The following is a 26341-nucleotide window of genomic DNA, read 5'->3' as shown; positions in this document are numbered from 1 at the left end:
GCAAAGCCTTAGGCTGAGCCTTGCGCCAGTTCGCCGTTCTCCAGAACGGGTGGCTCTTCCCGGCCCTTCGGCTCCTTGACCCTGAACCACGTCACATAAAGCGCCGGCAGGAACAGCAGCGTGATTGCGGTACCCGCGATGATGCCCCCCATCATGGCATAGGCCATCGGTCCCCAGAACACTTCGCGCGCGATCGGGATCAGCGCCAGGCTGGCGGCCGCCGCCGTCAGTGCGATCGGCCGCATCCGGTGTTCGGTCGCTTCGATGACCGCCGCCCAGCGGTCCTTGCCCTCGCGCACCAGATCCTCGATCTGCACGATCAGGATGACCGAATTGCGGATCAGGATGCCGATCAGCGCCAGCACGCCGAGGATGGCGACGAAGCCCAGCGGCGCTCCGCTCGGCACCAGGGCCGCCACCACGCCGATCAGGCCGAGCGGCGCCACCGCCACGACCAGGAACAGGCGCTGGAAGCTCTGCAACTGCACCATCAGGATCGTTGCCATGACGAACAGCATCAACGGCACGACGGCGGCGATCGGTCCCTGACTTTTGGCACTCTCCTCGACCGAGCCGGCGGTGGCGATCGAATAGCCCGGCGGCAGCTTGGCGGTGAAGGCATCGACCGATGGCTTCAGTTCGTTGACGACCGTGGCCGGCAGCACGTCGCCGACCAGCCCGGCGCGCACGGTGATGGTCGGGATGCGATCGCGTCGCCACACCGTCGGTTGCTCCAGATCGTAGCGGAAGTTGGCGACCGCCGCGAGCGGGATCGCCTCGCCGGTGCTGGTCGGCAACTGCATGTTCTGCAACGTCTCGATCGAGCCGCGTTCGGCCCCGCGGGAGCGGGCCACGACATTGATCAGGTAAGTGGCGTCGCGCACCTGCGTGATGGTGGCGCCGCCGACCGTACTGTTCAGCGCGCTGGCGATGTCGGAGGAGGTGATGCCGAGCTGGCGTGCCTTGTCCTGCAGCACGTCGACCCTCAGCACGCGCTGCGGCTCGTTCCAGTCGAAGGTCGGCGCGGCGAGCTTTGGATTGGCGGAGATGACACCGGCGAATTGCTGCGCCAGTTCGCGCACCGTCTGGATGTCGGGACCGCCGACGCGGTATTGCACGGGGCGGCCGACCGGCGGTCCGAGTTCGAGCGGCTTGACGAAGGCGTCGGTGCCGACGAACTCCTCGCGCAGCAGCTTTTCCAGCGCCGGCTTGACCCGGTTGCGGGCCTCGATGCTCTTGGTGACGATGACGGTCTGGCCGAAATAGGGGTTGGCCGGCTGCACGTCATAGGCGAGCACGAAACGCACCGCGCCTTGGCCGATATAGGACGAGAAATGGTCGATGTCGGGATTGCCGACCAGTGCCCGCTGCTCGAACCGCTCCATCTGGTCGCGCGTGTCGGCGATCGAAGAATTCTGCGGCAGGTTCCAGTCGACGATCAACTCCGGCCGGTCCGATGGCGGGAAGAACTGCTGCTGCACCAGGCCGAAGCCGGCGATCGAGCCGGCAAACAACAACACGGTGGCGATGATGGTCAGCCAGTGATGGCGCACCGAGCCGACAAGCACGCGCCGGAACAGTGAGGTGAAGCGGCCCGGCTGGTCGTGATGCTTGGTTTTCATCGTCGCCGGCAGGATGGTGACGCCGAGCAGGGGCGCAAACAGCACCGCCACGATCCATGACACCAGCAGCGAAACGGCGATGACCACGAACAGGGTGAAGGTATATTCGCCGGCGGCGCTGTTGTTGAGGCCGATCGGGATGAAGCCGGCGACCGTCACCAGCGTACCGGTCAGCATCGGAAAGGCGGTCGATGTGTAGACATAGGTCGCCGCCTTGCGCAGATTGTCGCCGACCTCAAGCCGCGCCACCATCATCTCGACCGCGATCATCGCGTCGTCGACCAGAAGGCCGAGCGCGATGATCAGCGCACCCAGGGAAATACGCTGCAGCGAAATGCCGAGATAGGCCATGACGGTGAAGGTGATGGCCAGCACCAGCGGGATCGACAGCGCCACGACGAAGCCGGCGCGCATGCCGAGACTGATGAACGACACGGCGAGGACGATGGCGACCGCCTCGAACAGCGCACGCGTAAAGCCCGAGACGGCCTCCTCGACGATGACCGGCTGGTCGGCGACCAGATGCACGCCGACACCGACCGGCAGGTCGGCCAGCACCTTGTCCATCTCCTTGTGCAGCGCCTCGCCGAATTCGAGCAGGTTGGCGTTGGGTTTCATGCCGATGGCGAGCCCGATCGCGTCCTGGCCGTTGAAACGGAACAGTGCCGTCGGCGGATCGACGTAGCCGCGTGTGATCGTCGCTACGTCGCTCAGGCGGAAGAAGCGGTCGTTCACGCGCAGATTGATGGCGCGCAGGCTTTCCTCGGAGGTGAACTGCCCGCCGACACGCACGCTGATGCGCTCCGGCCCGGACTGGATGACGCCGGACGGCGTGATCGCGTTCTGCGCCTGCAGGCTGGCGACGATCGCTTGCTGGTTGAGGCCGAGGGCGGCGATCTGGCGGGTTGAGAATTCGAGATAGATCGCTTCGTCCTGGGCGCCGACCAGGTCGACCTTGCCGGCGTTGGGCACGGTCAGGATCTTTGTTCTGGCATCCTCGACATAGTCGCGCAACTGGCGCGGCGTCAGCCCGTCCGATGTGAAGGCGTAGATGTTGCCATAGACGTCGCCGAAGCGGTCGTTGAAGAACGGGCCCTGCACACCCTGCGGAAACTGTGCCCCGATGTCATTGACCATGTTGCGCACCTGAATCCAGTTCGGCACGACATCGCGTGCCTTGGTGGTGTCCTTCAGGTTGACGAAGATGACGGTCTGGCCGGCCGTGGTGACGGACTTGGTGTAGTCGAGGCTATCGAGTTCCTCGAGTTTCTTCTCGATGCGGTCGGTCACCTGCTGCACGGTTTCCTTGACCGAGGCGCCCGGCCAGTTGGCCTGGATGATCATCGTCTTGATGGTGAAGTTGGGATCTTCTTCACGGCCGAGATTGAGGTAGGAGAACACGCCAGCCACGACGAAGACCAGCATGAAATACCAGACCATGGAGCGGTGGTTGAGCGCCCAGTCGGAGAGATTGAAGCCTTTCATGAGGCCCCTCCCTCGGGCACTGTCACCTTCTGGCCTTCGCTCAGGCTGTGGACGCCCGCCGTGACAACACGCATGCCGGCCTCCAGCCCCTCGGTCACCGTGAAGGTGCCGCCATTCTTCGACGCGACCTTTATGTCGCGTGCGTTCACGCTGGATGTCTGCGGGTCGACGATCCACACTTTCGCGGAACCGTTCTTTTCGAACAGCGCCGACATGGGCAGTTCGATCGTCGGTGCCACCTTGGTCACGCGGGTCGCCGTCACCGTGGAGCCGAGCCGGAAGGCCTGTGGCGGATCCGTGAGCGTCAGCCTGACGCGCCGGGTGCGGGTCGAGCCCTCGGATTGCGGTGCGATCTCGCGCAGCTTAGCCCCGGTCTGGATCGTCGGCAGCGACTGCAGGATGACCTGGAAGGGCGTGCCGGCCGCGAGATCACCGGTCAATTGGTCGGGAATGTCGACCACCGCCTCGCGCAGGTCCGAGCGCGCCACGGTGACGACGGTCTGGCCGGGCGAGACCGTCTGGCCAACTTCGGCGCCGACAGCGGTGACGACACCGTCGAAATCAGAGAACAGCCTGGCATAGCCGAGCTGTTCCTGCGATTTGGCAAGCGAGGCCTTAGCCCGCTCGACACCTGCCTCCGCAGCTTTGCGCGCCTGCTGCGCGGCGTCGAAGACAGCTTGCGTGGCGTTGGCTGAGGCGAGTAACTGGCGCTGCCGTTCCTCGCTGGCGGCGGCGTTGGCGAACTGCGCCTCGGCATTGGACAGTTCCGCCTTGGCCGCCTGGAGCGACAACTCCAGCGCGGTCGGATCGAGTGCCGCTATCGTCGTGCCCTTGCTGACGATGTCGCCGACCTGGACGTCGCGCGAGACGACCCGGCCAAGCAGGCGGAAGGCCAGGTCGGCGCTGACCTGCGGTTCGACGGATCCGGCAAAACCGAAGACTTGCGTGGTGCGCGGCTCGATCACCATCGACAGCACCGGCCGGATGATCTCGGGCGGCTTTTCCTCCGACCTGGAGCAGGATGCCAGCGCGCCGAGCATGAGCACGCCGAGCAGGATGCGCGGCGTCCGGCTCATTGGCCCGCTCCCGATATCTCGATCGTCTGTCCAGGGCTGAGCAGCTGTCCTCCAGCGGTGACGACGCTCTGGCCTTCGTCCAGCCCCCTGGCGATCACGACCGTGCCCGAATTGAACGCCAGCACTTCGACCGGCGCCATCGTCACCGCCTTGGTCGAGGGATCGACGATCCAGACCGCCGGCTTGCCGCCGCTGGACGTCAGCGCCTGCCAGGGCAGCAGGATCGCCTTCGCCGGCTTGGCGCTTACCGAGCCGATGACGGCTGCTCCTAGCGGCATGCCGGCGGGCGTGTCGGGAATGGCGACCTTGACCCGGATCGAGCCCGAAGCCGGGTCGACCGCAGGCGAGATTTCGCGGACCTTGCCCGTTGCCCTGACCTGCGGATCGGACAACAGCGTGATCGTCACCGCAGGCGATGCCGGTGTCTTGGCGATCAGCGTCTCCTGCACGTTGAACACCGCGTCGCGGTCGCCGTCCTCGGCGACGGTGAAGACGGTTTGCGCGGCTTGCACCACTTGGCCGGTTTCGACTTGGCGGGCGGTGATCACGCCGGCGGCACCGGCCTTGAGCTCGGTGAAGGACAGGTTTTGCTGGGCGTTGGAGAAAGCGCTCTGCGCGGCTTCGACGCTGCCTTGTGCCACCTTCAGGGCCTGGTCCGCGGCGTCATAGTCGCGCCTGGTGGTGAAGCCCTGCGCCAGCAGCGTCTTCTGCCGCTCGAAGGCGGCAACGGACTGGGTCAGTTGCGCCTTGGCTGCATCAAGATCGGCCTGCGCCGAGCGCAGGTCGGATTCCTGCTCCTGCGGGTCGATGCGGGCGAGCACCGTGCCTTGATCGACATGCTGGCCGACATCGACAAACCGTTCGGCGACGCGACCGCCGACCCGGAACGACAGATTGTTCAGCGTACGCGCCGCGATCACCCCGGTCAGCGAAGTCCTTGGCGCATAGTCGGCCATCGCCACCGTTTCGGTGCGCACCATGATCTGCAGTTTCTTGTCCGCCGCTTCCTGCTTCTGACAGCCGGTCAGAAGCAGCGCCGCCGTGCAGGCGAAAAGCGCCGGGGCGGCTGGAAAAGACAAAAGACCGGGAGCTTTGACCGATGGCTGCGAGACGGGCGAAGTCACGTTCCTGCTCATGGGCTCTCCCGACCGCGGCCGCTCGCTGATCGCGGTGCCTCGCGGCCATCCAGAGGATAGTCGATCCCCGGGAAAAGGAAACCGGTCTCGTACGTGTATCGCCCGACTGGCTAAGCGCCGGGATCTGCCCACCGCAGGCCCAATCGCATGCCGGTGGTGCCGACTTGAGGAAAACGTGAAATAAGGTCAGAAGACATCTCAACGGCATCAAACAGGACGGGCGCCGGCCCGGTGAGGGATACGATGAAGAATTCAGCCATTTCCGAACGCAAGAACCAATCGATTTCCCGCGGCGTCGGCATGACCACGCAGATTTATGCCGACCGGGCTGAAAATTCGGAAATCTGGGATGTCGAGGGGCGTCGCTATATCGATTTCTCGTCGGGCATCGCCGTCGTCAACACCGGGCATCGCCATCCCAGGGTGATCGAGGCGGTCAAGGCACAGCTCGACCGCTTCACCCACACCTGCCACCAGGTGGTGCCCTATGAGAGCTATGTGCGCCTGGCCGAACGGCTGAACGGCATGCTGCCCGGCAAGTTCGAGAAGAAGACGATCTTCGTCACCACCGGGGCCGAGGCTGTCGAGAACGCCATCAAGATCGCCCGCAATGCCACCGGCCGTCAGGCGGTCATTGCCTTCGCCGGCGGCTTCCATGGCCGCACCTTCATGGGCATGGCGCTGACCGGCAAGGTCGTGCCTTACAAGGTCGGCTTCGGCGCCATGCCGGGCGATGTCTACCATGCGCCGTTTCCTGTGCCGCTGCACGGTGTCTCGGTCGCCGACTCGCTGGCGGCGCTCGACCGGTTGTTCAAGGCCGATGTGGATCCGGCGCGCGTCGCCGCCATCATCATCGAGCCGGTTCAGGGCGAGGGCGGCTTCTACGACGCGCCGCGGGATTTCCTGGTTGCGCTGCGCAAGCTTTGCGACCAGCACGGCATGCTGCTGATCGCCGATGAAGTGCAGACCGGCTTTGCCCGCACCGGCAAGATGTTTGCTATGGATCACCATGAGGTGGCCGCCGACATCACCACCATGGCCAAGAGCCTGGCCGGCGGCTTTCCTCTGGCGGCGGTCACCGGCCGCGCCGAAATCATGGATGCGCCCGGCCCCGGCGGGCTCGGCGGCACCTATGGCGGCAGTCCGATCGGCGTTGCCGCGGCGCACGCCGTGCTCGACGTGATCGAGGATGAAAAGCTGTGCGACCGCGCCAATACGCTGGGCGCAAGGCTGAAACAGCGGCTGCAGTCGATCCGCGACGACGTGCCCGAGATCGTCGACATCAGAGGTCTCGGCTTCATGAACGCGGTCGAGTTCAACGACGTCAAGAAGGGCCTGCCCTCAGCCGAGATCGCCAATGCGATCCGGTTGAAGGCGCTCGACAAGGGCCTGATCCTGTTGACCTGCGGCGTCTACGGCAACGTCATCCGCTTCCTGGCGCCGATCACCATCCAGGACGAAGTCATGAACGAAGCACTCGACATTCTGGAAAGCTCGATCCGCGAAGTCTGCGCCGCCTGATCAGTAAGGTGCCGCGCCTGAGGGACGGAATTATCCCGCCGCTCTGGCGGGCTCATTCTCGAGGAAAGCAGCCAGTGCCGCTTTCAGCCCCTCGGGGCCAGCGGCCACCGTCTGCGGCGTCGGCGAGAAGCCGGCGCCCAACATCTTGCGGCCAAGCATATGGTCGCCCGGACGGTTGACCGATTCGATGCCGAGCAGCCGCTCGCCGGCGTAGTGGTAGATCGAGAATTTGTTGTCGGGCAGGTCGCCCAGCACGACATGGCTGTCGCCGCCGGCGGTCAGGCCGACCATCTGCAGCTTCATGTCGCCGATGTCGGACCAGAACCATGGCACCGCAGAATAGGCGTCGGCATGGCCTGATATCGTGCGCGCGGCAAGCCGCGCCTGGTCGGTGGCATTCTGCACCGATTCCAGGCGCACGTCGCCGCCGGTGAACCAGTGACGGTAAGAGGCAGCATCGCCAATAGCGAGAATCTCCGGCACCGAAGTCCGCATCTGGTGATCGACGCGGATGCCGTTGGCGATGCCGAGGCCAGCTTCCTGCGCCAGTTCGACATTCGGCACGGCACCAATGCCGACAATGACCATGCGCGCCGGCAGCCTTTCGCCTGACGAGGTGATCGCGGCCACGACATGACCGTTTTCGCCTTCGAGCCTGGCGATCGAGGTGCCGGTGAGGATGCGCACGCCCGTCGCTTCCAGCCGTTGCCGGACGTGGCTCGCCACCACCGGCGCTACGGCGCGGCCAAGCAGCCGGTCCACCGCCTCGACCACTGTCACCGTGCGGCCGGCGGCCTTCAACGTGGCTGCGATCTCCAGCCCGATGAAACCGCCGCCGAGGATGACGACTTCGTCGGTTTGCGCGCTGAGGTCGCGGATCAGCCGCGCATCGGCCAGCGAGCGCAGCGACAGCACCCCGGACAGATCGGCACCGGGCAGCGGCAGCGTGCGCGGGCGCGAGCCTGTCGCCAGGATCAGGTGGTCGAAGGCAAGCGCACCACCGCCGGCAATATCCAAACTGCGGCGTCCGGTATCGATGCGATCGATCCTGACGCCAGGCCGGTAGTCGATGGCGCTGCCGGTGTAAAAGGCCTCGCCGCGCAAGGGTTGTGGCTTGGCCTCGGCATCCTTGATGAAGGTCTTCGACAGCGGCGGCTTGTGGTAGGGCAGTTCGTCCTCATCTCCGACGAGGATTACCGGTCCGTCGTAACCGTCCTCGCGCAGACTTGCGGCCGCTTGCACGCCCGCATGACCCGCGCCGACAATGACCACACCGTTCTTCATCGCACTCAATCCCGATTCTACCCTAGGATGTTCCGCCAGATGGCAATTGTCTGGCACCGCTGCAAGCGAGCTTTTGCGGGTCGCATCCGGGATGGCGGCTGTCAATCGCACAGTTCAGCGGCAAGACCGGTGCAGGAAAATGCATAAAGTTGACAGTCCCAGTTTAGAATAATTCTAAACTGTTGTTTCGATTGACTTTTCTTGCGGATTGTCATTGACATCCGACGGTGTCGCAGCTTTATGGAAGCTCGCGCGTCAGCGCATCCCTTTAATGTTTGGGCCTTGAACCCTTTCGATTGGAGGCATTTTGGTGTCTTTCTTCCGCGAACCGCGCGATGGCGCGACATCTCTTGCGCCCAATGGCCCGCAGATGGCCTGGCGCCGGTTGCTGCGCGCGCCGTTTACAGAATTTCCGAGAAACTGGAGAGTGATCATGACAGCACGATATGGCAGCAGGCTTGCGGCGATCGGCGCCACTGCCCTGCTGACGGCGGCGGTATTCGTGTTGCCGGCAAAGGCGGAAACAGATGTAAAGGCGGTCATCAAGACCTATTCCGACATCGCGCTCGCGAAATACGAGGATTCGCTGACCACCGCGCAAGCGCTCGACAAGGCGGTCGACGCGCTGCTCGCCACGCCATCGGTGGAAACCCTCAACGCTGCCCGTGACGCCTGGAAGGCATCGCGCGTTCCCTACCAGCAGACCGAAGTCTACCGCTTCGGCAACAAGATCGTCGACGACTGGGAAGGCAAGGTGAATTCCTGGCCGCTGGATGAAGGCTTGATCGACTATGTCGCCAAGAGCTACGGCACCGAATCGGACGCGAACGCGCTTTACACGGCCAATGTGATCGCCAACAAGGAGATCGAGATCAACGGCAAGAAGGTCGATGCATCGAAGCTTTCGCCGGAATTCCTCTCCGGGACGCTGCAGGGAGCCGGCGGCATCGAGGCCAATGTCGCCACCGGCTATCACGCCATCGAATTCCTGCTCTGGGGCCAGGACCTGCATGGCACCGGCCCGGGTGCCGGCGAGCGCCCCTACACCGACTACGACCTCAAGAACTGCACCGGCGGTAATTGCGACCGCCGCGCCGAGTATCTGAAATCGGCCAGCGACCTTCTGGTTTCGGATCTTCAGGAGATGGTCGGCAACTGGAAGGAAGACGGCGCCGCCCGCAAGGCTCTTGTCGATGGCGAGCCGAACACGGCGATCTCGACGATCTTCACCGGCATGGGCTCGCTGTCCTACGGCGAACTGGCCGGCGAGCGCATGAAGCTCGGCCTACTGCTGCATGATCCGGAAGAGGAGCACGATTGCTTCTCCGACAACACCTACAATTCGCATCTCTACGACGCCATCGGCATTCGCGCGGTCTATCATGCGAGCTACACGCGTCTCGACGGCACCGTCGTTTCGGGTCCTTCGGTGGCCGATATGGTGAAGGCGGCCGACCCGGCGATCGACAAGGAACTGTCTGACAAGCTCGATGTTTCGGTCGCCAAGATGGAGGCGATCAAGGCGCGTGCAATGGCCGGCGAGGCCTATGACCAGCAGATCGCCGAGGGCAACATCGAGGGCAATGCCACCGTCCAGGCGGCGATCGATGCGCTGATCGATCAGACCAAGTCGATTGAGCGCGCCGTCGGCTCCCTGAAGCTCAGCACCATCGCCTTCGAAGGGTCCGACAGCCTCGACGCGCCGGACAAGGTGTTCAAGTAAGGGGTAAACGACGGAGACTGACCCGGAGCCGGACAACCGGCTTTGCAACGGCCTCCGCCAGAAGATCAAGCCACACGGCGCGGGAGACGTCGTCAGCCAGCCGAGCAAGCCAATGCTGATTTGTCATTGCAACATCATCACCGAGAAGGAGATCGAGCAGACGATCGTCGAGCTGCTGGACCAGGATCCCTGGCAGTTGATCGTGCCGGCGAAGATCTATCATGCAATTCAAAAGCGCGGTCGCTGTTGCGGCTGCTTCCCAAATGTGGTGGAAACGATCATTCGGGTCACCGAAAACTACCACGCCCGCTCGGAGGCGAGCGGCGTGGATGTCGTTTCACACCTGGATCGCGTCAGAGGCCTGCGCATCCAATACGGGAGCAGAATTCATGAAAGGCGATCCGCAGATCATCGAGCGGCTTAACGAGGCCCTTTTTCTGGAGCTTGGGGCCGTCAATCAGTACTGGGTGCATTTCCGTCTGCTTGAGGACTGGGGATACGCGAAGCTGGCAAAGAAGGAGCGGGCGGAATCGATCGAGGAGATGCACCATGCCGACAAGCTCGTCGCCCGCATCATCTTCCTCGAAGGCCATCCGAACCTGCAGTCCGTGGCGCCGCTGCGCATCGGGCAGAACGTCAAGGAAGTGCTCGAATCCGACCTTGCCGGAGAATATGACGCACGTACCGCCTACAAGCGTTCGCGCGAAATTTGCAACGACGCCGGCGACTACGTGACGATGAAGCTGTTCGAGGAATTGCTGGCCGACGAGGAGGGTCACATCGACTTTCTTGAGACGCAGCTCGACCTGCTTGCCTCGATTGGCGAGGAGAAATACGGCCAGCTCAACGCCGCATCGGCAGACGAGGCGGAGTAAGGGCATGCGGGAATGCGGCGCCTGCTAGAATTCGTGCGCCGCTCGCGGCGGGCCAATGGCTCGCCGCTCCCTGAGAAGACGCCAGCCGGATTGGCGCGTCGGCGCTGTGTCATGCTCGTGTTGGCGCTTACCTCTTCGGCGATGGCGGGTGATCTTCAGCCGGCCGGCTTCGCCACCACGCGCACCGACCTCAATGCGAAGGATCAGGCGCGCGTCATTGCCGTCACCAGGCCGACCACGGATTTTTCCAGGCCAGAGCCGTTCGAATTGATGCAAGGTGGCGCCGGCACGTCCCGAAAGGACGTCAGCCGCGATTCCTTCTCGCAATCCTCGGCCAACATCACCTTCGAGGAAGAGGGCGACTTCAAGCTCGGCAATGCCCTTTTCCGCAAGAACTGGGTCTCGTCGCCATCCTCGACGCAAGCGTCGGACGGGCTCGGCCCGCTGTTCAACGAACGTGCCTGCCAGAACTGTCATCTGAAGGATGGCCGCGGCCGCCCGCCGCAAGGCGACCCCGGCACCACGTCGATGTTCCTGCGGCTGGCCCGCGACGCCAGCAGCGTGGAAGAGAAGGCGGCGCTTGCCGACCATCAGGTGCTCAACTTCCCCGACCCGGTCTACGGCAGGCAATTGCAGGAGCTCGCCGTACCCGGCCTGCCTGGTGAAGGCAGGATCCATATCGATTACCAGGAACGTAAGGTGGAGCTGACGGACGGCTCTGTGATCTCCTTGCGCAAACCGAGCTATTCGGTTGACGGCCTTGGCTACGGGCCGCTTGACCCGCGCACCACGCTGTCGCCGCGGCTCACACCGCCGATGATCGGCCTGGGCCTGATCGAACAGATCGCGCCGTCTGATATTCTCGCCCAAGCCGATCCGGACGACAGGGACGGCGACGGCATTTCCGGCAGGCCGAACATCGTGCGCGATAGCCTGAACGGGGAACTGACGCTCGGCCGCTTCGGCTGGAAGGCGCAGACCGCGTCGATCCGCCAGCAGGCGGCGGACGCCTTTGCCGGCGACATCGGCATCTCGACGCTCGAAGAGCCGAGGCATTGGGGCGATTGCACTGCTGCGGAGGCAAAATGCCTCGCCATGCCGAACGGCGTGCAGCAGCGTCTTGGCCCGGTCGAGGCGCCGCCGCCGGTGATGGATCTCGTCACCTTCTATTCGCAGAACCTGGCCGTGCCGTCGCGCCGGGACCTCGACCGGCCGGACGTGCTCGCGGGCAAAAAGACATTCTACGAGATCGGCTGCATTGCCTGCCATACGCCGAATTTCGTCACGCGCCGCGATACGCCCAATAAGGCGCAGGCCTTCCAGTTGATCTGGCCCTATTCCGACTTCCTGCTGCACGACATGGGGCCTGATCTGGCCGATGGCCAGGCCGTGGGCGATGCGACGGGCAATGAGTGGCGCACGCCGCCGCTGTGGGGCATCGGCCTGACCGAGACAGTCAACGGCAATTCCTTCTTTCTGCATGACGGGCGCGCGCGCAGCCTGGCTGAGGCGATCCTGTGGCATGGCGGCGAGGCGCAGAAAGCGCGCGACCGTTTTGCCGCCGCTAACGCGACCGAGCGTGACGCATTGCTCAAATTCCTGGAGTCACTGTGATGTTCAAGCGTTCTGCATTGTTTTTCGCTCTTCCGCTGGCCCTGCTGGGCGTTGTCCCTGCGTCGGCGGCGGTCAAAGCCTCCGACATCATCCAGCGGGCGATCGATGGCTTCGTCCGCCCGGCCTATGCCGGCCTGCACGAGCATGCGGAAGCCTTGACCGGATCCATGCGCAAGCTGTGCGTCACGCCCTCGCAAGGAGAGCTCGATGCCGCACGCGCCGAATTCTCCGCCACCGTCTATGCCTGGTCGTCAGCCGAAATCATCGGCTTCGGGCCGATCAAGGAGAACAACCGGCTGGAACGCATGCTGTTCTGGCCGGATCGCAAGAGCATTGGCCTGAAGCAGGTGCAGGCGGCGCTGTCGGCGAAGGATCCAACCGCCACAGATCCGGCACAGCTGGCCGGCAAGAGCGTCGCCATGCAGGGGCTGGGCGCGCTGGAGTTCGTACTTTACGGCGACGGCGCCGATGCACTGGCCGGCAAGGATGATCCCTACCGCTGCGCCTATGGCACTGCTGTTGCCGGCAACATCGAAACCATGGCCGGCGAGGTCAGCGCCGCCTGGAACAAACCGGACGGCTTTGCAGCGATTTGGGCCAATCCGGGGCCGCAGAACCCGCTCTACCGCGACGGCAATGAAGCGGTGACCGAACTGGTCGGCGTCTTCGTCAACGAGCTGGAAATGGTGCGTGACGTGCGCCTGAAAGGATTTTTCGGCGGCAAGCCGGACGCGGACAAGCCGAAACAAGCGATCTATTGGCGCTCGCAAAACACCACCGCGTCACTGGCCGGCAATCTCTCCGGCATCGATACGCTGTTCCAGGCCTCGAAACTTGGCGACGCCCTGCCGGCCGATGCGCGCTGGATGGCCGAATCGATACACATCCAGCTGGTCAACGGTGTCGCCACCGCCAAGGCCGTCAGCGGTCCAATCGACAAGGCGCTTGCCGATCCGGCATTGCGCGACAAGCTCGATCATTTCGCGCTGATCACCTCCAGCCTGTCGACCCTGATCGGGACCAGGTTGACCGCTGAATTCGGCCTGACCGCAGGCTTCTCCTCGCTGGATGGGGACTGAATTGAAAACCCCGCTGATAGATCGCCGCGATTTCCTGAGAGCTGCAGGCGTTGGCTTCATGGCCGCGATGGCGCCATCGGCCTGGGCAACGACGCTTTCGGCCGACGCCGTCTTCGCCACCGCTTTCGTCAAACGCGACGGCAGCTTTGGCGCTGCCGTCCTGTCCGAGGCCGGCAAAGTCCTGCATGCGATCGATCTGCCCGATCGCGGCCACGATGTCACCTTCGATCCCATATCGAAACGCTCGGTGGTCTTCGCGCGGCAACCCGGCACCTTTGCCGTGGTTTTCGACCATTCGGGCCGTGATGCGCCGCTGACCATCGCCAGCATCGCCGGCCGGCATTTCTTCGGCCATGGCGTGTTTTCGGCCGACGGTGCGCTGCTCTATGCCACCGAAAACGACTTCGACAACGCCGCTGGCGTCGTCGGCGTCTACGATGCGCGGGCGAAATTCAGCCGTGTCGGCGAGTTCCCGACCTATGGAATGGGTCCGCACGAGCTTCTGCTCCTGGGCGATGGCAGGACGATTGCGGTAGCAAATGGCGGCATCGAGACCCATCCGGATTACGGCCGCGCCGAGCTCAACATTGCGACCATGAAGCCGTCCTACGTGCTGATAGACCGCGCCACCGGCGACCTTATCGAGAAGCACGAATTGCCGGCCGCACTGCATCAGCTGTCTATCCGCCACATGGACACAGATCCATCCGGAACCGTCTGGTTCGGCTGCCAGTACCGGGGGCCGGGCACCGATCGTCCGTTGCTGGTCGGTCGCGCCACGCGCGGCAAGGATCTGCAACTGCTCGACATGCCGCAGGACGTTTTGTCCGGCTTCCGCAACTACATAGGCTCGGTCGCCGCCAATCCGGCTGCCGGCACGGTCGCGGTCTCCTCGCCGGAAGGCAACTCGCTTGTCGTGCTCGATTCGGCCAGCGGCCGGGTCGTCGCGAACAGCGCGCTGGTCGAGGTCTGCGGCGTGGCACCTGACGGAACCGGCTTCATGGCCACCACCGGCGCTGGCGAGATCGTCGAGGGCAGTGGTGCGACACGCTCCGAACCGGACTATGTCTGGGACAACCACATGCTGCGCATCGAGCAGGCCGCATAGGCCACAAGCGAAGCCGCTTAACGAATTATGCACTATCCCCTTGCGGTGGCGGGCCGTGGCGGGCACAGGGAATTGTTTTCGAACCGGTTGCTTCATGAAATTGCTTGCCATCGACTGTGCCGCCAACCTCTGCGCTGCTAGCGTCTATGACGCGACGGCGAAGCGGGAGCTCGGCCGCTCGGTGCTCGATCTCGGCAAGGGCCATGCCGAGCAGCTGATGGCGGTCATCGCCGAAGCGCTGGAGGCAGGCGCAACCGACTATGCAGGTCTTGGCGCCATTGCCGTGTCTGTCGGCCCCGGTTCCTTCACCGGTCTGCGGGTCGGCGTCTCGACCGCGCGTGGCCTGGCGCTGGCGCTGAAGATACCGGCAATCGGAGTGACGACACTGGAGGCGCTGGCTGCCGAAGCAGCGACGGCATTTCCCGGTCGCACCGTGCTGGCGGCGCTGGATGCCGGCCGTGAGGAGATCCACGCGGCCTTTTACGACAAAAGGTTAGTCTTGACTTACGGTCCGGCCGTGGCCACGCTGGCCGACGTGGTGGCAATGGCGATGGCAACGTCTCCGGTGCTTGCCGGCACCGCTGCAGCGCTCATCAGTGCATCGGCCGGGCGCGAATTCGATGTCGGCCCTCGGACGGCCACCGCCGACATTGTCACCTACGCTCGCCTGGCTGCCGCCAACGGCGCGGGCGAACGGCCGAAACCACTCTATCTGCGCGGCGCCGACGCCAAGCCGCAGGCCGGGTTCATTCTTTCAAGGATCAGACCATGATCCCGAAAAGTGGAAGCCGGTTTTCACGGACAACGGTTCCCGTTTGTCCAGAGATCATGGTCAAACAAGAAAACAAAAATTAGATGCGCATACCTTTTCTCCAACCACGCCGCCGGGACTATGCGCTCGAGCCGCTGAGGATCGCCGACAGTCCGGCGGTCTCGCTGCTGCACCGCGAGGACTTTGTCCGCCCCTGGACCGATGGCGAATTCGCGGCCCTGCTCGAACAGGACACTGTGTTCGGCTATGCCGCGCGCGAAACCGGACAGGGCTCCAAGCCGCCCGTCGGCTTCGTGCTGGCGCGGCTTGCGGCAGGCGAGGGCGAGATCCTGACCGTCGCGGTGGCGCGATCGCATCGCCGGCAGGGGCTGGGCTGGCAATTGATGGACGCGGTGTTGCGCGAACTGCACGCGCAGCGCGCCGAAGCGCTGTTCCTCGAGGTCGACGAGACCAATGTCGCGGCGATCGCGCTTTATCGCCGGCTGGGCTTCCGCGAGGTCGGCAAGCGGCCGAATTACTACAGGTCGGCCGAACACGGACCGACCGGCGCGCTTGTCATGCGCCGCGATCTTCGCTAGCGAGACGGCCGGGATGGGGCGATGATCAAGAAAATCAGGATTTTCCTGGCACTGGGCCTCGTTGTCGCCGGTTCGCTGGTCCTCGTGCCGTTACAGATACTGTCGATGAAGACCGGCTGGTGGCCGGAAACCTTCATCCTCAAGATCTGGCACAGGCTGATCATCAGGGCGCTCGGCATGCGCATCCATGTCAAGGGGACGCTGTCCGACAAGCGCCCGCTGCTGGTTGCGTCCAATCACATCTCCTGGACCGACATCATGGTGCTCGGCTCTTTTGCCGACGTAAAATTCATCGCCAGGGCTGATATGGAAGGCTGGCCGCTGATCGGCATGCTGTCGAAGCTGCAGCGTACCGTTTTCATCGAGCGCGAGCGCAAGCGTTCGTCGGGCGACCAGGCAAGCGAGATTGCCAGCCGCATGGCCAAGGGCGATGCGATGGTGCTGTTTGCCGAGGGCTCGACCGGCGACGGCAATATGGTCCTGCCGTTCAAGAGCACGCTGTTCGGCGCCGCCTCGATGGCGATTTCGGAAGGCGCGGCGGAACAGGTGTTCATCCAGCCGGTGGCGATCGCCTATACGCGTCTGCACGGCGTGCCGCTCGGCCGCCGGCATCGCCCGCTTGCCGCATGGATCGGCGATGAGGATTTGATGCCGCATCTCAAGGTATTGCTCGCGGAGGGCGCGCTCGACGTCGAGGTGCATTTCGGCGAGGCAATCGCCTTTTCCAAGGGTTCGAACCGCAAGGAGACGTCGAAACTGATGGAAAGCCAGGTGCGTGAGATGATGCAGGCGGCGCTTGCCGACCCGCGGCCGAGCCGCTAGCCCCGGCATGCCCTTGCTGGCGCGGGCTGAGAATCGTCTGTTTTTTGTCACGGAAAGGCGTTAGAAGCCGCCTTATGGACTTGAACACGATAGAAAGCGACGACATCGGCACTTTGGCTGGACAGCCGGCAGTGCTTTCCACGGCAGCGAGAAAAGTCTTCATCAAGACCTATGGCTGCCAGATGAACGTCTATGATTCGCAGCGTATGGCCGATGCGCTGGCTGCCGACGGCTATTCCGCGACCGATGCCATTGGCGAGGCGGACCTGGTGCTGCTGAACACCTGTCATATCAGGGAGAAGGCGGCCGAAAAGGTCTATTCCGAGCTCGGCCGTATCCGCGACATGAAAGCCGAGCGTGCCCTGGCCGGCCGCGAGATGCTGGTCGGCGTCGCCGGCTGCGTGGCGCAGGCCGAAGGCGCCGAGATCATCCGCCGTTCGCCGGCCGTCGACCTGGTCATCGGCCCGCAGACTTATCACCGGCTCCCCGACGTGCTGGCGCGGGTGCGCGGCGGCGAAAAGATCGTCGAGACCGACTACGCCATCGAGGACAAGTTCGAGCATCTGCCGCAGCCCAAGCGCGCCGAGGTCATCAAGCGCGGCGTCACCGCCTTCCTCACCGTGCAGGAAGGCTGCGACAAGTTCTGCACCTTCTGCGTCGTGCCCTATACCAGAGGCTCCGAAGTTTCCCGGCCGGTGGCGCAGATTGTCGCGGAGGCTGAGCGCCTGGCTGAAGCCGGGGTGCGCGAAGTGACGCTGCTTGGCCAGAACGTCAATGCCTGGCATGGCCAGGGCGAGAACGGCCACGAGTGGGGCCTTGGCCGCCTGCTGTTCAGGCTGGCCGAAATCCCCGGGCTGGCGCGTCTGCGCTACACCACCAGCCACCCGCGCGACATGGATGACGAGTTGATAGCGGCCCATCGCGATCTGCCGTCGTTGATGCCCTATCTGCATCTGCCGGTGCAATCAGGCTCCGACCGCATCCTCAAGGCGATGAATCGCCGGCACACGGCGAGGGATTATCTGGCGCTGCTCGACCGTATCCGCACTGCCCGGCCTGACATCGCGCTTTCCGGCGACTTCATCGTCGGCTTTCCCGGCGAGACCGAGGCGGATTTCGAGGCGACCATGGAGCTGGTGCGTCAGGTGAATTACGCCTCGGCCTTCTCCTTCAAATATTCGCCGCGCCCCGGCACGCCAGGCGCCGAAATGGCCGATCATGTGCCGGAAGCGGTCAAGGACGAGCGCCTGCAGAGACTGCAGGCTCTGCTTGTGAAGCAGCAGCAGGACTTCGGCTTGAGCCTCGTCGGCAGCACCATCGACACGCTGATCGAGAAGCCCGGCCGCCAGGCCGGCCAGAAGGTAGGCCGCTCACCTTGGCTGCAGCCGGTTATTGTTGATGAAAAGGCCGGCGAAATCGGTGACATTATCCAGGTGCGAATCACGAAGACGGGCTACAATAGCCTGTTCGCCGAATTGGCCTGAGGGTCTCGGCAGATGAGGAGAGACGGTTGAGCGCAGCAGAGCTGAAGAACCTGCCCCCGGTACCGGCATCTGGGGCTTCTGACATGGCGCACATCGTTCTGACTTTCGACAACAACAAGCTTGCCAGCGCCCTTTATGGTCAGTTCGACGAAAACCTCGCCCGGCTCGAGCAGAAGCTTGGCGTCGACATCCGCTCACGCGGCAACCAGCTGACCATCAAAGGGTCCGCTTCTGCCGCCGAGCAGGCGCGCCGGGCCCTGGACAATCTTTACGGCATTCTCCAGAAAGGCGTCGATATCGGCCAGTCCGACGTCGACGGCGCCGTGCGCATGGCGATTGCCGCCGACGATCAGTTGACCCTGCCAACGCTGGAACGCAAGGGCAAAGTCTCCGCCGCCCAGATCGCCACCCGCAAGAAGACGATCTATGCCCGTTCGCTCAACCAGGACGCCTATATGCGGGCGCTGGAACGGTCGGAACTGGTGTTCGGCATCGGCCCGGCCGGCACCGGCAAGACCTACCTGGCGGTGGCGCACGCGGCGATGCTGCTCGAGCGCGGCATGGTCGAGCGCATCATTCTCTCGCGGCCGGCGGTCGAGGCCGGCGAGCGGCTGGGCTTCCTGCCCGGCGACATGAAGGAGAAGGTCGATCCCTATCTGCGGCCGCTCTATGACGCGCTCTACGACATGATGCCGGCCGACAAGGTCGAGCGCGCCATTGCCGCCGAAGTGATCGAAATCGCGCCGCTTGCCTTCATGCGCGGCCGCACGCTGGCGCATGCCGCCGTCATCCTCGACGAGGCGCAGAACACCACGCCGATGCAGATGAAGATGTTCCTGACGCGTCTGGGCGAAAACTCGCGCATGATCGTCACCGGCGATCCGACCCAGATCGACCTTCCCTCGAACACCAAATCGGGCCTGGTCGAAGCCTTGCGGGTGCTGGACGGCGTGGCGGGCGCGGTCACCGTGCGCTTCAACGACGGCGACGTGGTTCGCCATCCGCTGGTGGCGGAAATCGTCAGGGCCTACGACCGGGACGCCAAGCTGGCGCGTGGCCTCGGCGCCGAGAATTGATGTTGGCGATGCGGCTTCATGCCTGAGGACATAATATCCGGCGACGGGAATATTCCCGTCGACATCGACATAGCGGTTGAGGCGGGCAACTGGCCCGACGAGGCAAGCCTGACGCGGCTGGTCGATCGGGCCGTTAAGGCGGCTTTTGCCGAAACCGGCGTGGCGGGCCGTTCCGAACTCAGTCTCGTTTTTTCCGACGACGCCCATATCCAGGTTCTCAACGCCGGCTGGCGCGGCAAGGACAAACCGACCAACGTCTTGTCTTTCCCGGCTTTTCCGTTTGCGCAGGGCGGTCCGTTGCCGCCGATGCTGGGCGACATCGTGCTGGCCGCCGAAACGGTCGCCCATGAAGCGGTACTGGAAGACAAGCCTGTCGAGAACCATATCACCCATCTCGTCATCCACGGCCTGCTGCATCTGCTGGGCTACGATCACGAGACCGAGGCCGAGGCCGAGGCGATGGAAGCCGTCGAACGCGCGGCGCTTGCAAGGCTTGCCATTCCCGACCCCTACGCGTAACTACATCTGACCAATTGACCGGACGACGATGAACGACAAACCAGAGACTGCCGCCCGCCCCGACGCCGGCAGTGCAACCAAGGCCTCCGATACGTCGGAAGAGGGATCAAGTCCGAGTACCGTTGCCTCTGGTGCTAGCAGTACCTCTGCTGCTGCCGGCACCTCTGGTGCTGGCAGCATCGGCAGCGCTGCCAGCGAGACATCGCCTGCCGGTCCCTCCCTGTTCGACCGCGTTCTCGGCCTGTTCAGGCAACGCAACGGAACCAGCCTGCGGGAGGAAATCGCCGGCGCGCTTGCCGAGACAACGAGCGATGCCGGCGCCTTCTCGCCCGGCGAACGCGCCATGCTCAACAACATCCTGCGGCTGCGCGAAGTGCGCGTCGAGGACGTCATGGTACCGCGCGCCGACATTCAAGGGGTCGAAATCACGACGACGCTCGGCGATCTGCTGGGCACCTTCGAGCAATCCGGCCATTCCCGCATGCCGGTCTATTCAGAGACCCTCGATGATCCGCGCGGCATGGTCCATATCCGTGATGTGCTGGCCCACATCACCAAGATCGCGCGCGTCAAGAAGGGCCGCTCGACCAGGAAAGCACCCGTCGCCACGGTTCTCGATCTCGCCCAGGTCGATCTCGCACGCACCATTGGCGACCTCAATCTGATCCGCCCGGTGCTGTTCGTGCCGCCGTCGATGCTCGCCTCCGACCTGATGGCTCGCATGCAGACGACGCGCACGCAAATGGCGCTGGTCATCGATGAATATGGCGGCACCGACGGCCTTGCCTCGCTGGAAGACATCGTCGAGATGGTGGTCGGCGACATCGAGGACGAGCACGACGACGACGAGCCGATGATCACCCAGAGCGGCGACGGCGTGTTCATCGTCGATGGCAAGGCCGAGATCGACGACGTCGCCAAGATGATCGGCGGGGATTTCGCCGCCGGTGAACATGGCGAATATGTCGACACCATCGGCGGCATGATTTTCAACACGCTTGGCCGTGTTCCGGCCCGCGGCGAGGTGGTGCAGGCCATACCCGGTTTTGAATTTCACGTCCTCGACGCTGATCCGCGCCGCGTCAAGCGCGTGCGCATCGTGCAGAGCCAGAAGGGTGAGCGTCGCCGGCGTGCCACGGCGCGCACCGAACAGGCGTGAGCGTTTCGCTCGCACGATGACTATCGACGACCCGTTCAAGCATCCAAGTCTGGGCTCTGGTGTTTTCTACAAGGATCCGCATGCCGCGCTGGACTGGCTCGAGGCGGCTTTCGGCTTCGAGCGCAGCATGGTGGTCAGCGATGCCGAGGGAAAGCTCATCCATGCAGAGATGCGGTTCGGCGACAGCTACATCATCGTCGATTCCGAATGGAGCGATTACGTCGCCAGCCCGGCTTCGATCTCGGGCAAGAACACGCAGTCGATCTATGTCAGGCTGAAGGGTGGCCTGGATGCGCATTGCGAGCAAGCGCGGGCCCTCGACGCTGATATAATCCAGGAGCCGGCGGATCAGTTCTACGGTGAGCGCCAGTATCGTGCACGCGACCCCGAGGGCCATGTCTGGACCTTCACGCAGACCATCCGTTCGGTTCCGCGCGAGGAGGCCGAGCGGCTGGGGGGCGTTCAAATCGAGGGTTGGCACCGGTAGGCAGGGCCGGAGCTGTGCATCTCAGCCAGCCCATCCGCCGTTTGGAGCGCGGAGCGCAGCCTGTTAAATCTTGTGTCCTGATTCGCGACTCGGAAGTATGCATGGAGCGCCTCACCGGCCGGATAATTCTGCTTTGGGGTTGGCGGCGTGCGCTCGTGGCGTTTCTCGCCGGCGCCCTCGCGGTGCTTGGGCAGGCGCCTTACGACTTCTTCGCCGCCTGTTTCGTCTCGTTCCCGCTGCTGGTCTGGCTGCTCGACGGCGCCACCGGCGAAGCTTCAGGCAGTCTGTTCCGGCGTCTGCGGCCGGCTTTCGCCGTCGGTTGGTGGTTCGGTTTCGGCTATTTCCTCGCCGGCCTCTGGTGGATCGGCTCGGCGCTGCTGGTCGAGGCCGACAGCTTTGCCTGGGCGCTTCCCTTCGCGGTGGTCGGCATTCCTTTCATGCTCGCCTTTTTCTACGGCTTTGCGGCAATCGTTGCCCGGCTGCTGTGGAGCAACGACATTGGCCGCATCGCCGCCCTTGCCTTCGGCTTCGGCCTGGCGGAATGGCTGCGCGATTTCCTGTTCACCGGTTTTCCCTGGAATGCCGTCGGCTACGCGGCCATGCCCGTGCCGCTGCTGATGCAGAGCGTCTCGGTGACGGGCATGATCGGCATGAACGCGCTCGCGGTGTTCGTCTTCGCACTGCCGGCACTGCTGGCGGCACGTCGGCACCTGCGCCTCGGCGCGGCACTGTTTGTCGTGCTCGTCGCTGCCCATGTCGGCTTCGGCTATATCAGGCTTGCCGCTCCCGAATCGCCAGCTTCACGCAGCCTGGATGTCCGCATTGTCCAGCCGGCCGTGGACCTGTCGGAAAAATGGGATGCCTCGGTGCGCGACCGCATCTTCGCGGTCCTGATGGGGCTCTCGGGCAAGGCGCCGGATCCAGGCCATCAAAAGCCGCAACTGATCCTGTGGCCCGAAACCTCGGTGCCGTTCCTCTTCACCGAGCGTCCGGACGCATTGACGGCGCTGGGGGATATGCTCGGACCCGGCCAGATGCTGATTGCCGGCGTCGTCCGCGAGGAAGGCGGCTCGGCCGCAAATGCCGACAGCCGCTACTACAACTCCGTGGTGGCGATCGACGACAAGGGTGAAATCACCGACGCCGTCGACAAGGTTCACCTGGTGCCGTTCGGCGAATACCTGCCTTTCGCCGATCTGCTCCAGCGTTTCGGCATCGAGCAACTGGTTGCCGGGCCGATGAGTTTCGCGGCCGGCAATGAGCGGCACGCCATTACGCTGCCCGACGGCATCCGTGCGCTGCCATTTATCTGTTATGAGGTGATCTTTCCCGATCTTGTGGCAGTTGACGCTGCGTCAGCGCAGCTTATTGTGAACGTTACCAATGATGCGTGGTTCGGCGACACGCCGGGTCCGTATCAGCATTTCAGGCAGGCCCAGATCCGTGCGGTGGAAAATGGATTGCCATTGGTGCGTGCCGCCAACAACGGCATCTCGGCCGTCGTCGATCCGCGCGGGCGCATCGTCGATGCGCTTGCTATCGACGCGCGCGGCGCCATTGATGCCCACATACCGATTTCCGGACAGGCGCTCATATCTCCCGGCCAACGGCGCATTAACGGAATGCTGATCATGTTGCTGTTTGCCGTTGGGGCAGCGCTGTTGAACGTAAGGCAAAGGCTACGGGTGAATTGACAGCCAACACATTAGAAACTCATACTGTAAGTGCCTGAAAATTTCTCGAAGCCGGTGGATCGTTCTGTTGGGGCAGTTGCCTCCGGCTTTGTTTGGGCAGGAAAAAATAGAGAAAGCCGAAAAAATTCGGCGAGGAAAAAATGACAGAAGATAACAAGAAGAAACCGAATCCGATCGACATCCATGTTGGCAGTCGCATTCGGCTTCGCCGCAACATGCTTGGAATGAGCCAGGAAAAGCTGGGAGAAAACCTCGGCATCACATTTCAACAGATTCAGAAATATGAAAAGGGCACCAACCGCGTCGGCGCCAGCCGTCTGCAGGCGATCGCGTCCATACTCGGCGTGCCTGTCGCTTTCTTTTTTGAGGATGCGCCCGGCCAGGAGCCTGTGGCGGGCCGTGGATTTGCCGAGGACGCCTCGATGGCTTTCGCTGTCGAATTCTGCGGCAGCCCTGAAGGCCTTCAGCTCAACCGGGCCTTTGTCAAGATCGCCGACGCCAAGGTGCGCCGCAGGATCATAGACCTGGTCAAGTCCCTCTCCGCCGACGATCCCGACTGATCCTCAATCACGCCAGGACCGGCGGCGCCCCGCCGCCGGTGGCACAAGATAACGGCATCGACATTCATGCCAGAGCCGAAGCACCGCTTGACGAGCGGCGCTTCGCCCCGCTAACACGTGGCGCGCCAAAATCGGCAGCCTGCCGATCGTTTTTCAAGAGGGGACACCCGTGACGCGGCAGAACTACTTCTTTACCTCGGAATCCGTTGCCGAGGGCCATCCTGACAAAGTCTGTGACCGGATTTCCGACGAGATCGTCGATCTGGTCTATCGCGAAGCCAAGAAGACCGGCATGGACCCGTGGAAAGTCCGTGTCGCCTGCGAGACGCTGGCCACCACCAACCGTGTCGTCATCGCCGGCGAAGTGCGCGTCCCGGAAACGCTGCTGAAGAAGGACAAGGCAGGCAACATCCTCAAGGATGCCGCTGGCCATCCGGTCGTCAATCCGGCCAAGTTCAAATCGGTCGCCCGCAAGGCGATCCGCGAAATCGGCTACGAGCAGGCCGGCTTCCACTGGAAAACGGCGAAGATCGAGGTTCTGCTGCACGGCCAGTCGCCTGACATAGGCCAGGGCGTCGACAACGCTGCCGACCGTCAGGGCGAAGAGGGTGCCGGCGACCAGGGCATCATGTTCGGTTATGCCTGCCGCGAGACGCCGGATTTGATGCCGGCGCCGATCTACTACAGCCACAAGATCCTCGAACTGCTGGCTGCTGCCCGTCACGAAGGCAGCGGTGAAGCCGGCAGGCTCGGGCCGGATGCCAAGAGCCAGGTCACCGTTCGCTATGTCGATGGCCAGGCCGCCGAGGCGACGCAGATCGTGCTGTCCACGCAGCATCTCGATGCGAGCTGGGATTCAAAGAAGGTCCGCAAGGTCGTCGAACCCTATATCCGCGAGGCGCTGGGCGACCTCAAGATCGCCGACGATTGCATGTGGTACATCAATCCGACCGGCAAGTTCGTCATCGGCGGGCCGGACGGCGACGCCGGCCTGACCGGCCGCAAGATCATCGTCGACACCTACGGTGGTGCCGCACCCCATGGCGGCGGCGCCTTCTCCGGCAAGGACACCACCAAGGTGGATCGTTCGGCAGCCTATGCGGCGCGCTACCTGGCCAAGAACGTGGTGGCGGCGAAACTCGCCGACCGCTGCACCATCCAGCTTTCCTACGCCATCGGCGTCGCCCAGCCGCTGTCGGTCTATGTCGACTTGCACGGTACCGGCAAGGTCGACGAGGCAAAGCTCGAGGACGCGCTGCGCACGGTGATGGATCTGTCGCCGTCGGGCATCCGCCGTCACCTCGATCTCAACAAACCGATCTACGCCAAGACGTCGTCCTACGGCCATTTCGGCCGCAAGGCCGGCCGTGATGGGTCTTTCTCCTGGGAAAAGACCGATCTCGCCAAGGCGCTCAAGGACGCGGTCGCCGCCTGACAGCGGCGCCGGAAGTCCCGCCATGGATCCGAAGGACAGACCAAGCCGCGCGACCGAAGCCTTTTTCGGTCGCCGGCGCGGCAAGACCATGCGTCCGCAACAGGCGGCCGCGCTGGAAAGCGGCTTCGGTGCATATCGGCTCGATCTGGCGGTCGGGCCGCCGGCCGATCTGCAAACTCTGTTTCAAACCGATGTCAGCGCGGTTCGCCTCGAGATTGGCTTCGGCGGTGGCGAACATCTCCTGCACCGCGCGACCGAGGCGCCTTCGATCGGCTTTATCGGCGTCGAGCCCTTCGTCAACGGCATGGCCAAGATGATGATGGCGGTGCGCGAGAAACCGCTCGCCAATCTGCGGGTTTATGACGACGACGCCACAAGGCTGCTCGACTGGCTGCCGCAGGCCTCGCTCGGCGGCATCGATCTGCTCTATCCCGACCCCTGGCCGAAGAAGAAACACTGGAAGCGACGTTTCGTAAGCCCGGTCAATCTCGAGCGGCTCGCGCGCGTGCTGAAGCCTGGTTCAAAATTCCGCTTCGCCTCCGACATCGACACTTATGTCAACTGGACCTTGCTGCATTGCCGCGCGCATGGCGCGTTCGCATGGCAGGCTTGCGAGGCGGCGGACTGGCACCGGCCCTATGATGGTTGGCCGGGCACCCGTTACGAGGCCAAGGCCATTCGTGAGGGCCGGCGGCCGGCCTATCTTACCTTCATTCGGAAATAAGCTCGCGGTCTTAGAGCAATTCCAGGAAAAGTGTGAAACGGTTTTCCGTCCGGAATTGCGTCAAAGCTAAAAGCGGCGGCCGATGCGATCGAAGGCGGCCGGCTCGACGCCGAGGTTGCGCAGGTCGTCGGCGCGCGGCCTGCGACCGGCTTCCACGGCCCGTGAAGCGGCCACGGCGCTGCCGAATACGGTGAAGAAGTCGCCTATTGCAGAAAATATCTTGCGATTGCTCATGATCATGTCCTTTCGCGCACGTGTGGCGCACGGCCACCTTTGTGCAGCGCAGCGTAAGTAGGTGCGTTTCAGCGCCAATCCCATGGGGGCCGCCGCATGGGCGCCATGCGCTCCATGCAACGCTGGCGGGGGCCACCTCGATGGCAGCGTTGCCCGACCAGCATAGCGGGCTTGAAACACAGGCCGCGATCGTCTATATCAGCCTCAAATTCTTGGTCGGTATGACGAAGAGTGGGTCCACCCGGTCCCGCTCTTTTTTATTACCTGCCGATAA

24 protein-coding genes are annotated in these 26341 nt (G+C 63.7%); 19 read left to right on the top strand and 5 right to left on the bottom strand.

Annotated features, from left to right (window positions below; all coding sequences use genetic code 11):
* Positions 1–8 precede the first annotated feature (8 nt).
* The 3 genes from RPF88_RS18810 to RPF88_RS18800 are packed head-to-tail and all read right to left on the bottom strand — an operon-like array spanning position 9 to position 5319.
* Positions 9–3107 carry an efflux RND transporter permease subunit gene (locus RPF88_RS18810; RefSeq protein WP_337122896.1) on the bottom strand — a complete coding sequence of 1033 codons (3099 nt, stop codon included), beginning with the start codon at positions 3105–3107 and terminating at the stop codon, positions 9–11.
* Positions 3104–4183, bottom strand: coding sequence for an efflux RND transporter periplasmic adaptor subunit (locus RPF88_RS18805; RefSeq protein WP_024503446.1), 1080 nt, complete (start codon positions 4181–4183; stop codon positions 3104–3106). Before RPF88_RS18805 ends, RPF88_RS18810 begins: the two co-directional genes overlap by 4 nt.
* A complete protein-coding gene (locus RPF88_RS18800; RefSeq protein WP_337122893.1) occupies positions 4180–5319 on the bottom strand; it encodes an efflux RND transporter periplasmic adaptor subunit in 1140 nt (379 codons plus the stop codon). The genes RPF88_RS18805 and RPF88_RS18800 overlap by 4 nt, the downstream gene beginning before the upstream one ends.
* A 243-nt stretch (positions 5320–5562) precedes the next feature.
* Here RPF88_RS18800 and RPF88_RS18795 point away from each other — a divergent pair, with 243 nt between their 5' ends.
* Positions 5563–6840, top strand: coding sequence for a 4-aminobutyrate--2-oxoglutarate transaminase (locus RPF88_RS18795; protein ID WP_013527918.1), 1278 nt, complete (start codon positions 5563–5565; stop codon positions 6838–6840).
* A gap of 30 nt (positions 6841–6870) precedes the next feature.
* Here RPF88_RS18795 and RPF88_RS18790 read toward each other — a convergent pair whose 3' ends face one another.
* Positions 6871–8124 carry an NAD(P)/FAD-dependent oxidoreductase gene (locus RPF88_RS18790; protein ID WP_337122890.1) on the bottom strand — a complete coding sequence of 418 codons (1254 nt, stop codon included), beginning with the start codon at positions 8122–8124 and terminating at the stop codon, positions 6871–6873.
* Between the two features lie 433 nt (positions 8125–8557).
* Here RPF88_RS18790 and RPF88_RS18785 point away from each other — a divergent pair, with 433 nt between their 5' ends.
* The 18 genes from RPF88_RS18785 to trmB all read left to right on the top strand — a co-directional run bounded on the left by RPF88_RS18785 (position 8558) and on the right by trmB (position 25833).
* Complete coding sequence (locus RPF88_RS18785; RefSeq protein ID WP_337122889.1) at positions 8558–9847, top strand: imelysin family protein; 1290 nt, start codon at positions 8558–8560, stop codon at positions 9845–9847.
* A gap of 112 nt (positions 9848–9959) precedes the next feature.
* Entirely contained in the window at positions 9960–10271 is a 312-nt protein-coding gene (locus tag RPF88_RS18780) for a (2Fe-2S)-binding protein (protein ID WP_337122888.1), read from the top strand.
* Complete coding sequence (gene bfr, locus RPF88_RS18775) at positions 10237–10722, top strand: bacterioferritin (RefSeq protein ID WP_013527914.1); 486 nt, start codon at positions 10237–10239, stop codon at positions 10720–10722. Before RPF88_RS18780 ends, bfr begins: the two co-directional genes overlap by 35 nt.
* Positions 10723–10734: 12 nt before the next feature.
* Positions 10735–12336 (top strand): di-heme oxidoreductase family protein, encoded by a 1602-nt coding sequence (locus RPF88_RS18770; RefSeq protein WP_337122887.1) that lies wholly within the window; start codon positions 10735–10737, stop codon positions 12334–12336.
* A complete protein-coding gene (locus RPF88_RS18765; protein ID WP_224618558.1) occupies positions 12336–13415 on the top strand; it encodes an imelysin family protein in 1080 nt (359 codons plus the stop codon). The genes RPF88_RS18770 and RPF88_RS18765 overlap by 1 nt, the downstream gene beginning before the upstream one ends.
* 1 nt (position 13416) lies before the next feature.
* A complete protein-coding gene (locus RPF88_RS18760; RefSeq protein ID WP_337122885.1) occupies positions 13417–14523 on the top strand; it encodes a DUF1513 domain-containing protein in 1107 nt (368 codons plus the stop codon).
* Positions 14524–14617: 94 nt separating this feature from the next.
* Positions 14618–15295, top strand: coding sequence for a tRNA (adenosine(37)-N6)-threonylcarbamoyltransferase complex dimerization subunit type 1 TsaB (gene tsaB / locus RPF88_RS18755; protein ID WP_337122884.1), 678 nt, complete (start codon positions 14618–14620; stop codon positions 15293–15295).
* 83 nt (positions 15296–15378) lie between these two features.
* A complete protein-coding gene (gene rimI / locus RPF88_RS18750; protein ID WP_024503455.1) occupies positions 15379–15873 on the top strand; it encodes a ribosomal protein S18-alanine N-acetyltransferase in 495 nt (164 codons plus the stop codon).
* A 21-nt stretch (positions 15874–15894) separates the two neighbouring features.
* Positions 15895–16695 carry a lysophospholipid acyltransferase family protein gene (locus RPF88_RS18745; protein WP_063169990.1) on the top strand — a complete coding sequence of 267 codons (801 nt, stop codon included), beginning with the start codon at positions 15895–15897 and terminating at the stop codon, positions 16693–16695.
* A gap of 74 nt (positions 16696–16769) precedes the next feature.
* Positions 16770–18179: a tRNA (N6-isopentenyl adenosine(37)-C2)-methylthiotransferase MiaB gene (gene miaB, locus RPF88_RS18740; protein WP_337122881.1), complete on the top strand. Its 1410-nt coding sequence runs from the start codon at positions 16770–16772 to the stop codon at positions 18177–18179.
* Positions 18180–18262: 83 nt separating this feature from the next.
* Positions 18263–19255 (top strand): PhoH family protein, encoded by a 993-nt coding sequence (locus RPF88_RS18735; RefSeq protein WP_023758127.1) that lies wholly within the window; start codon positions 18263–18265, stop codon positions 19253–19255.
* An 18-nt stretch (positions 19256–19273) separates the two neighbouring features.
* Positions 19274–19774 carry an rRNA maturation RNase YbeY gene (ybeY, locus tag RPF88_RS18730; RefSeq protein WP_013527905.1) on the top strand — a complete coding sequence of 167 codons (501 nt, stop codon included), beginning with the start codon at positions 19274–19276 and terminating at the stop codon, positions 19772–19774.
* Between the two features lie 28 nt (positions 19775–19802).
* Positions 19803–20933 (top strand): hemolysin family protein, encoded by a 1131-nt coding sequence (locus tag RPF88_RS18725; RefSeq protein WP_337122879.1) that lies wholly within the window; start codon positions 19803–19805, stop codon positions 20931–20933.
* Positions 20934–20949: 16 nt separating this feature from the next.
* On the top strand, positions 20950–21420 hold the full coding sequence (locus RPF88_RS18720; RefSeq protein WP_127369986.1) for a VOC family protein: 471 nt from the start codon (positions 20950–20952) through the stop codon (positions 21418–21420).
* 101 nt (positions 21421–21521) lie between these two features.
* Positions 21522–23114, top strand: coding sequence for an apolipoprotein N-acyltransferase (lnt, locus tag RPF88_RS18715; RefSeq protein WP_063169993.1), 1593 nt, complete (start codon positions 21522–21524; stop codon positions 23112–23114).
* Positions 23115–23254: 140 nt separating this feature from the next.
* The gene (locus tag RPF88_RS18710) at positions 23255–23674 is read left to right on the top strand and encodes a helix-turn-helix domain-containing protein (RefSeq protein WP_013527901.1); all 420 of its coding nucleotides are present in this window, start codon (positions 23255–23257) and stop codon (positions 23672–23674) included.
* Positions 23675–23843: 169 nt separating this feature from the next.
* Complete coding sequence (gene metK / locus RPF88_RS18705; protein WP_337122875.1) at positions 23844–25109, top strand: methionine adenosyltransferase; 1266 nt, start codon at positions 23844–23846, stop codon at positions 25107–25109.
* 22 nt (positions 25110–25131) lie between these two features.
* The gene (gene trmB, locus RPF88_RS18700; RefSeq protein ID WP_337122874.1) at positions 25132–25833 is read left to right on the top strand and encodes a tRNA (guanine(46)-N(7))-methyltransferase TrmB; all 702 of its coding nucleotides are present in this window, start codon (positions 25132–25134) and stop codon (positions 25831–25833) included.
* 66 nt (positions 25834–25899) lie between these two features.
* On the opposite strand, the gene RPF88_RS18695 is transcribed toward trmB, so the two are convergent.
* Positions 25900–26067, bottom strand: a complete 168-nt coding sequence (locus RPF88_RS18695; protein ID WP_013527898.1) for a hypothetical protein — start codon at positions 26065–26067, stop codon at positions 25900–25902.
* Positions 26068–26341: the final 274 nt, after the last annotated feature.

Source organism: Mesorhizobium sp. ISC11 (genome assembly GCF_037162595.1).
In the GTDB taxonomy this organism is placed as follows: domain Bacteria; phylum Pseudomonadota; class Alphaproteobacteria; order Rhizobiales; family Rhizobiaceae; genus Mesorhizobium; species Mesorhizobium ciceri.
Note: the sequence above shows the minus strand (reverse complement) of the source record. Positions and strands in the feature narration are given on the sequence as shown.

Excerpts from the sequence above, each read along its gene's own strand:
- RPF88_RS18810 (WP_337122896.1), bottom strand. The coding sequence starts at position 3,107 with ATGAAAGGCTTCAATCTCTCCGACTGGGCGCTCAACCACCGCTCCATG.
- RPF88_RS18805 (WP_024503446.1), bottom strand. The coding sequence starts at position 4,183 with ATGAGCCGGACGCCGCGCATCCTGCTCGGCGTGCTCATGCTCGGCGCG.
- RPF88_RS18800 (WP_337122893.1), bottom strand. The coding sequence starts at position 5,319 with ATGAGCAGGAACGTGACTTCGCCCGTCTCGCAGCCATCGGTCAAAGCT.
- RPF88_RS18795 (WP_013527918.1), top strand. The coding sequence starts at position 5,563 with ATGAAGAATTCAGCCATTTCCGAACGCAAGAACCAATCGATTTCCCGC.
- RPF88_RS18790 (WP_337122890.1), bottom strand. The coding sequence starts at position 8,124 with ATGAAGAACGGTGTGGTCATTGTCGGCGCGGGTCATGCGGGCGTGCAA.
- RPF88_RS18785 (WP_337122889.1), top strand. The coding sequence starts at position 8,558 with ATGACAGCACGATATGGCAGCAGGCTTGCGGCGATCGGCGCCACTGCC.
- RPF88_RS18780 (WP_337122888.1), top strand. The coding sequence starts at position 9,960 with ATGCTGATTTGTCATTGCAACATCATCACCGAGAAGGAGATCGAGCAG.
- bfr (WP_013527914.1), top strand. The coding sequence starts at position 10,237 with ATGAAAGGCGATCCGCAGATCATCGAGCGGCTTAACGAGGCCCTTTTT.
- RPF88_RS18770 (WP_337122887.1), top strand. The coding sequence starts at position 10,735 with ATGCGGCGCCTGCTAGAATTCGTGCGCCGCTCGCGGCGGGCCAATGGC.
- RPF88_RS18765 (WP_224618558.1), top strand. The coding sequence starts at position 12,336 with ATGTTCAAGCGTTCTGCATTGTTTTTCGCTCTTCCGCTGGCCCTGCTG.
- tsaB (WP_337122884.1), top strand. The coding sequence starts at position 14,618 with ATGAAATTGCTTGCCATCGACTGTGCCGCCAACCTCTGCGCTGCTAGC.
- rimI (WP_024503455.1), top strand. The coding sequence starts at position 15,379 with ATGCGCATACCTTTTCTCCAACCACGCCGCCGGGACTATGCGCTCGAG.
- RPF88_RS18745 (WP_063169990.1), top strand. The coding sequence starts at position 15,895 with ATGATCAAGAAAATCAGGATTTTCCTGGCACTGGGCCTCGTTGTCGCC.
- miaB (WP_337122881.1), top strand. The coding sequence starts at position 16,770 with ATGGACTTGAACACGATAGAAAGCGACGACATCGGCACTTTGGCTGGA.
- RPF88_RS18735 (WP_023758127.1), top strand. The coding sequence starts at position 18,263 with ATGGCGCACATCGTTCTGACTTTCGACAACAACAAGCTTGCCAGCGCC.
- ybeY (WP_013527905.1), top strand. The coding sequence starts at position 19,274 with ATGCCTGAGGACATAATATCCGGCGACGGGAATATTCCCGTCGACATC.
- RPF88_RS18725 (WP_337122879.1), top strand. The coding sequence starts at position 19,803 with ATGAACGACAAACCAGAGACTGCCGCCCGCCCCGACGCCGGCAGTGCA.
- RPF88_RS18720 (WP_127369986.1), top strand. The coding sequence starts at position 20,950 with ATGACTATCGACGACCCGTTCAAGCATCCAAGTCTGGGCTCTGGTGTT.
- lnt (WP_063169993.1), top strand. The coding sequence starts at position 21,522 with ATGGAGCGCCTCACCGGCCGGATAATTCTGCTTTGGGGTTGGCGGCGT.
- RPF88_RS18710 (WP_013527901.1), top strand. The coding sequence starts at position 23,255 with ATGACAGAAGATAACAAGAAGAAACCGAATCCGATCGACATCCATGTT.
- trmB (WP_337122874.1), top strand. The coding sequence starts at position 25,132 with ATGGATCCGAAGGACAGACCAAGCCGCGCGACCGAAGCCTTTTTCGGT.
- RPF88_RS18695 (WP_013527898.1), bottom strand. The coding sequence starts at position 26,067 with ATGAGCAATCGCAAGATATTTTCTGCAATAGGCGACTTCTTCACCGTA.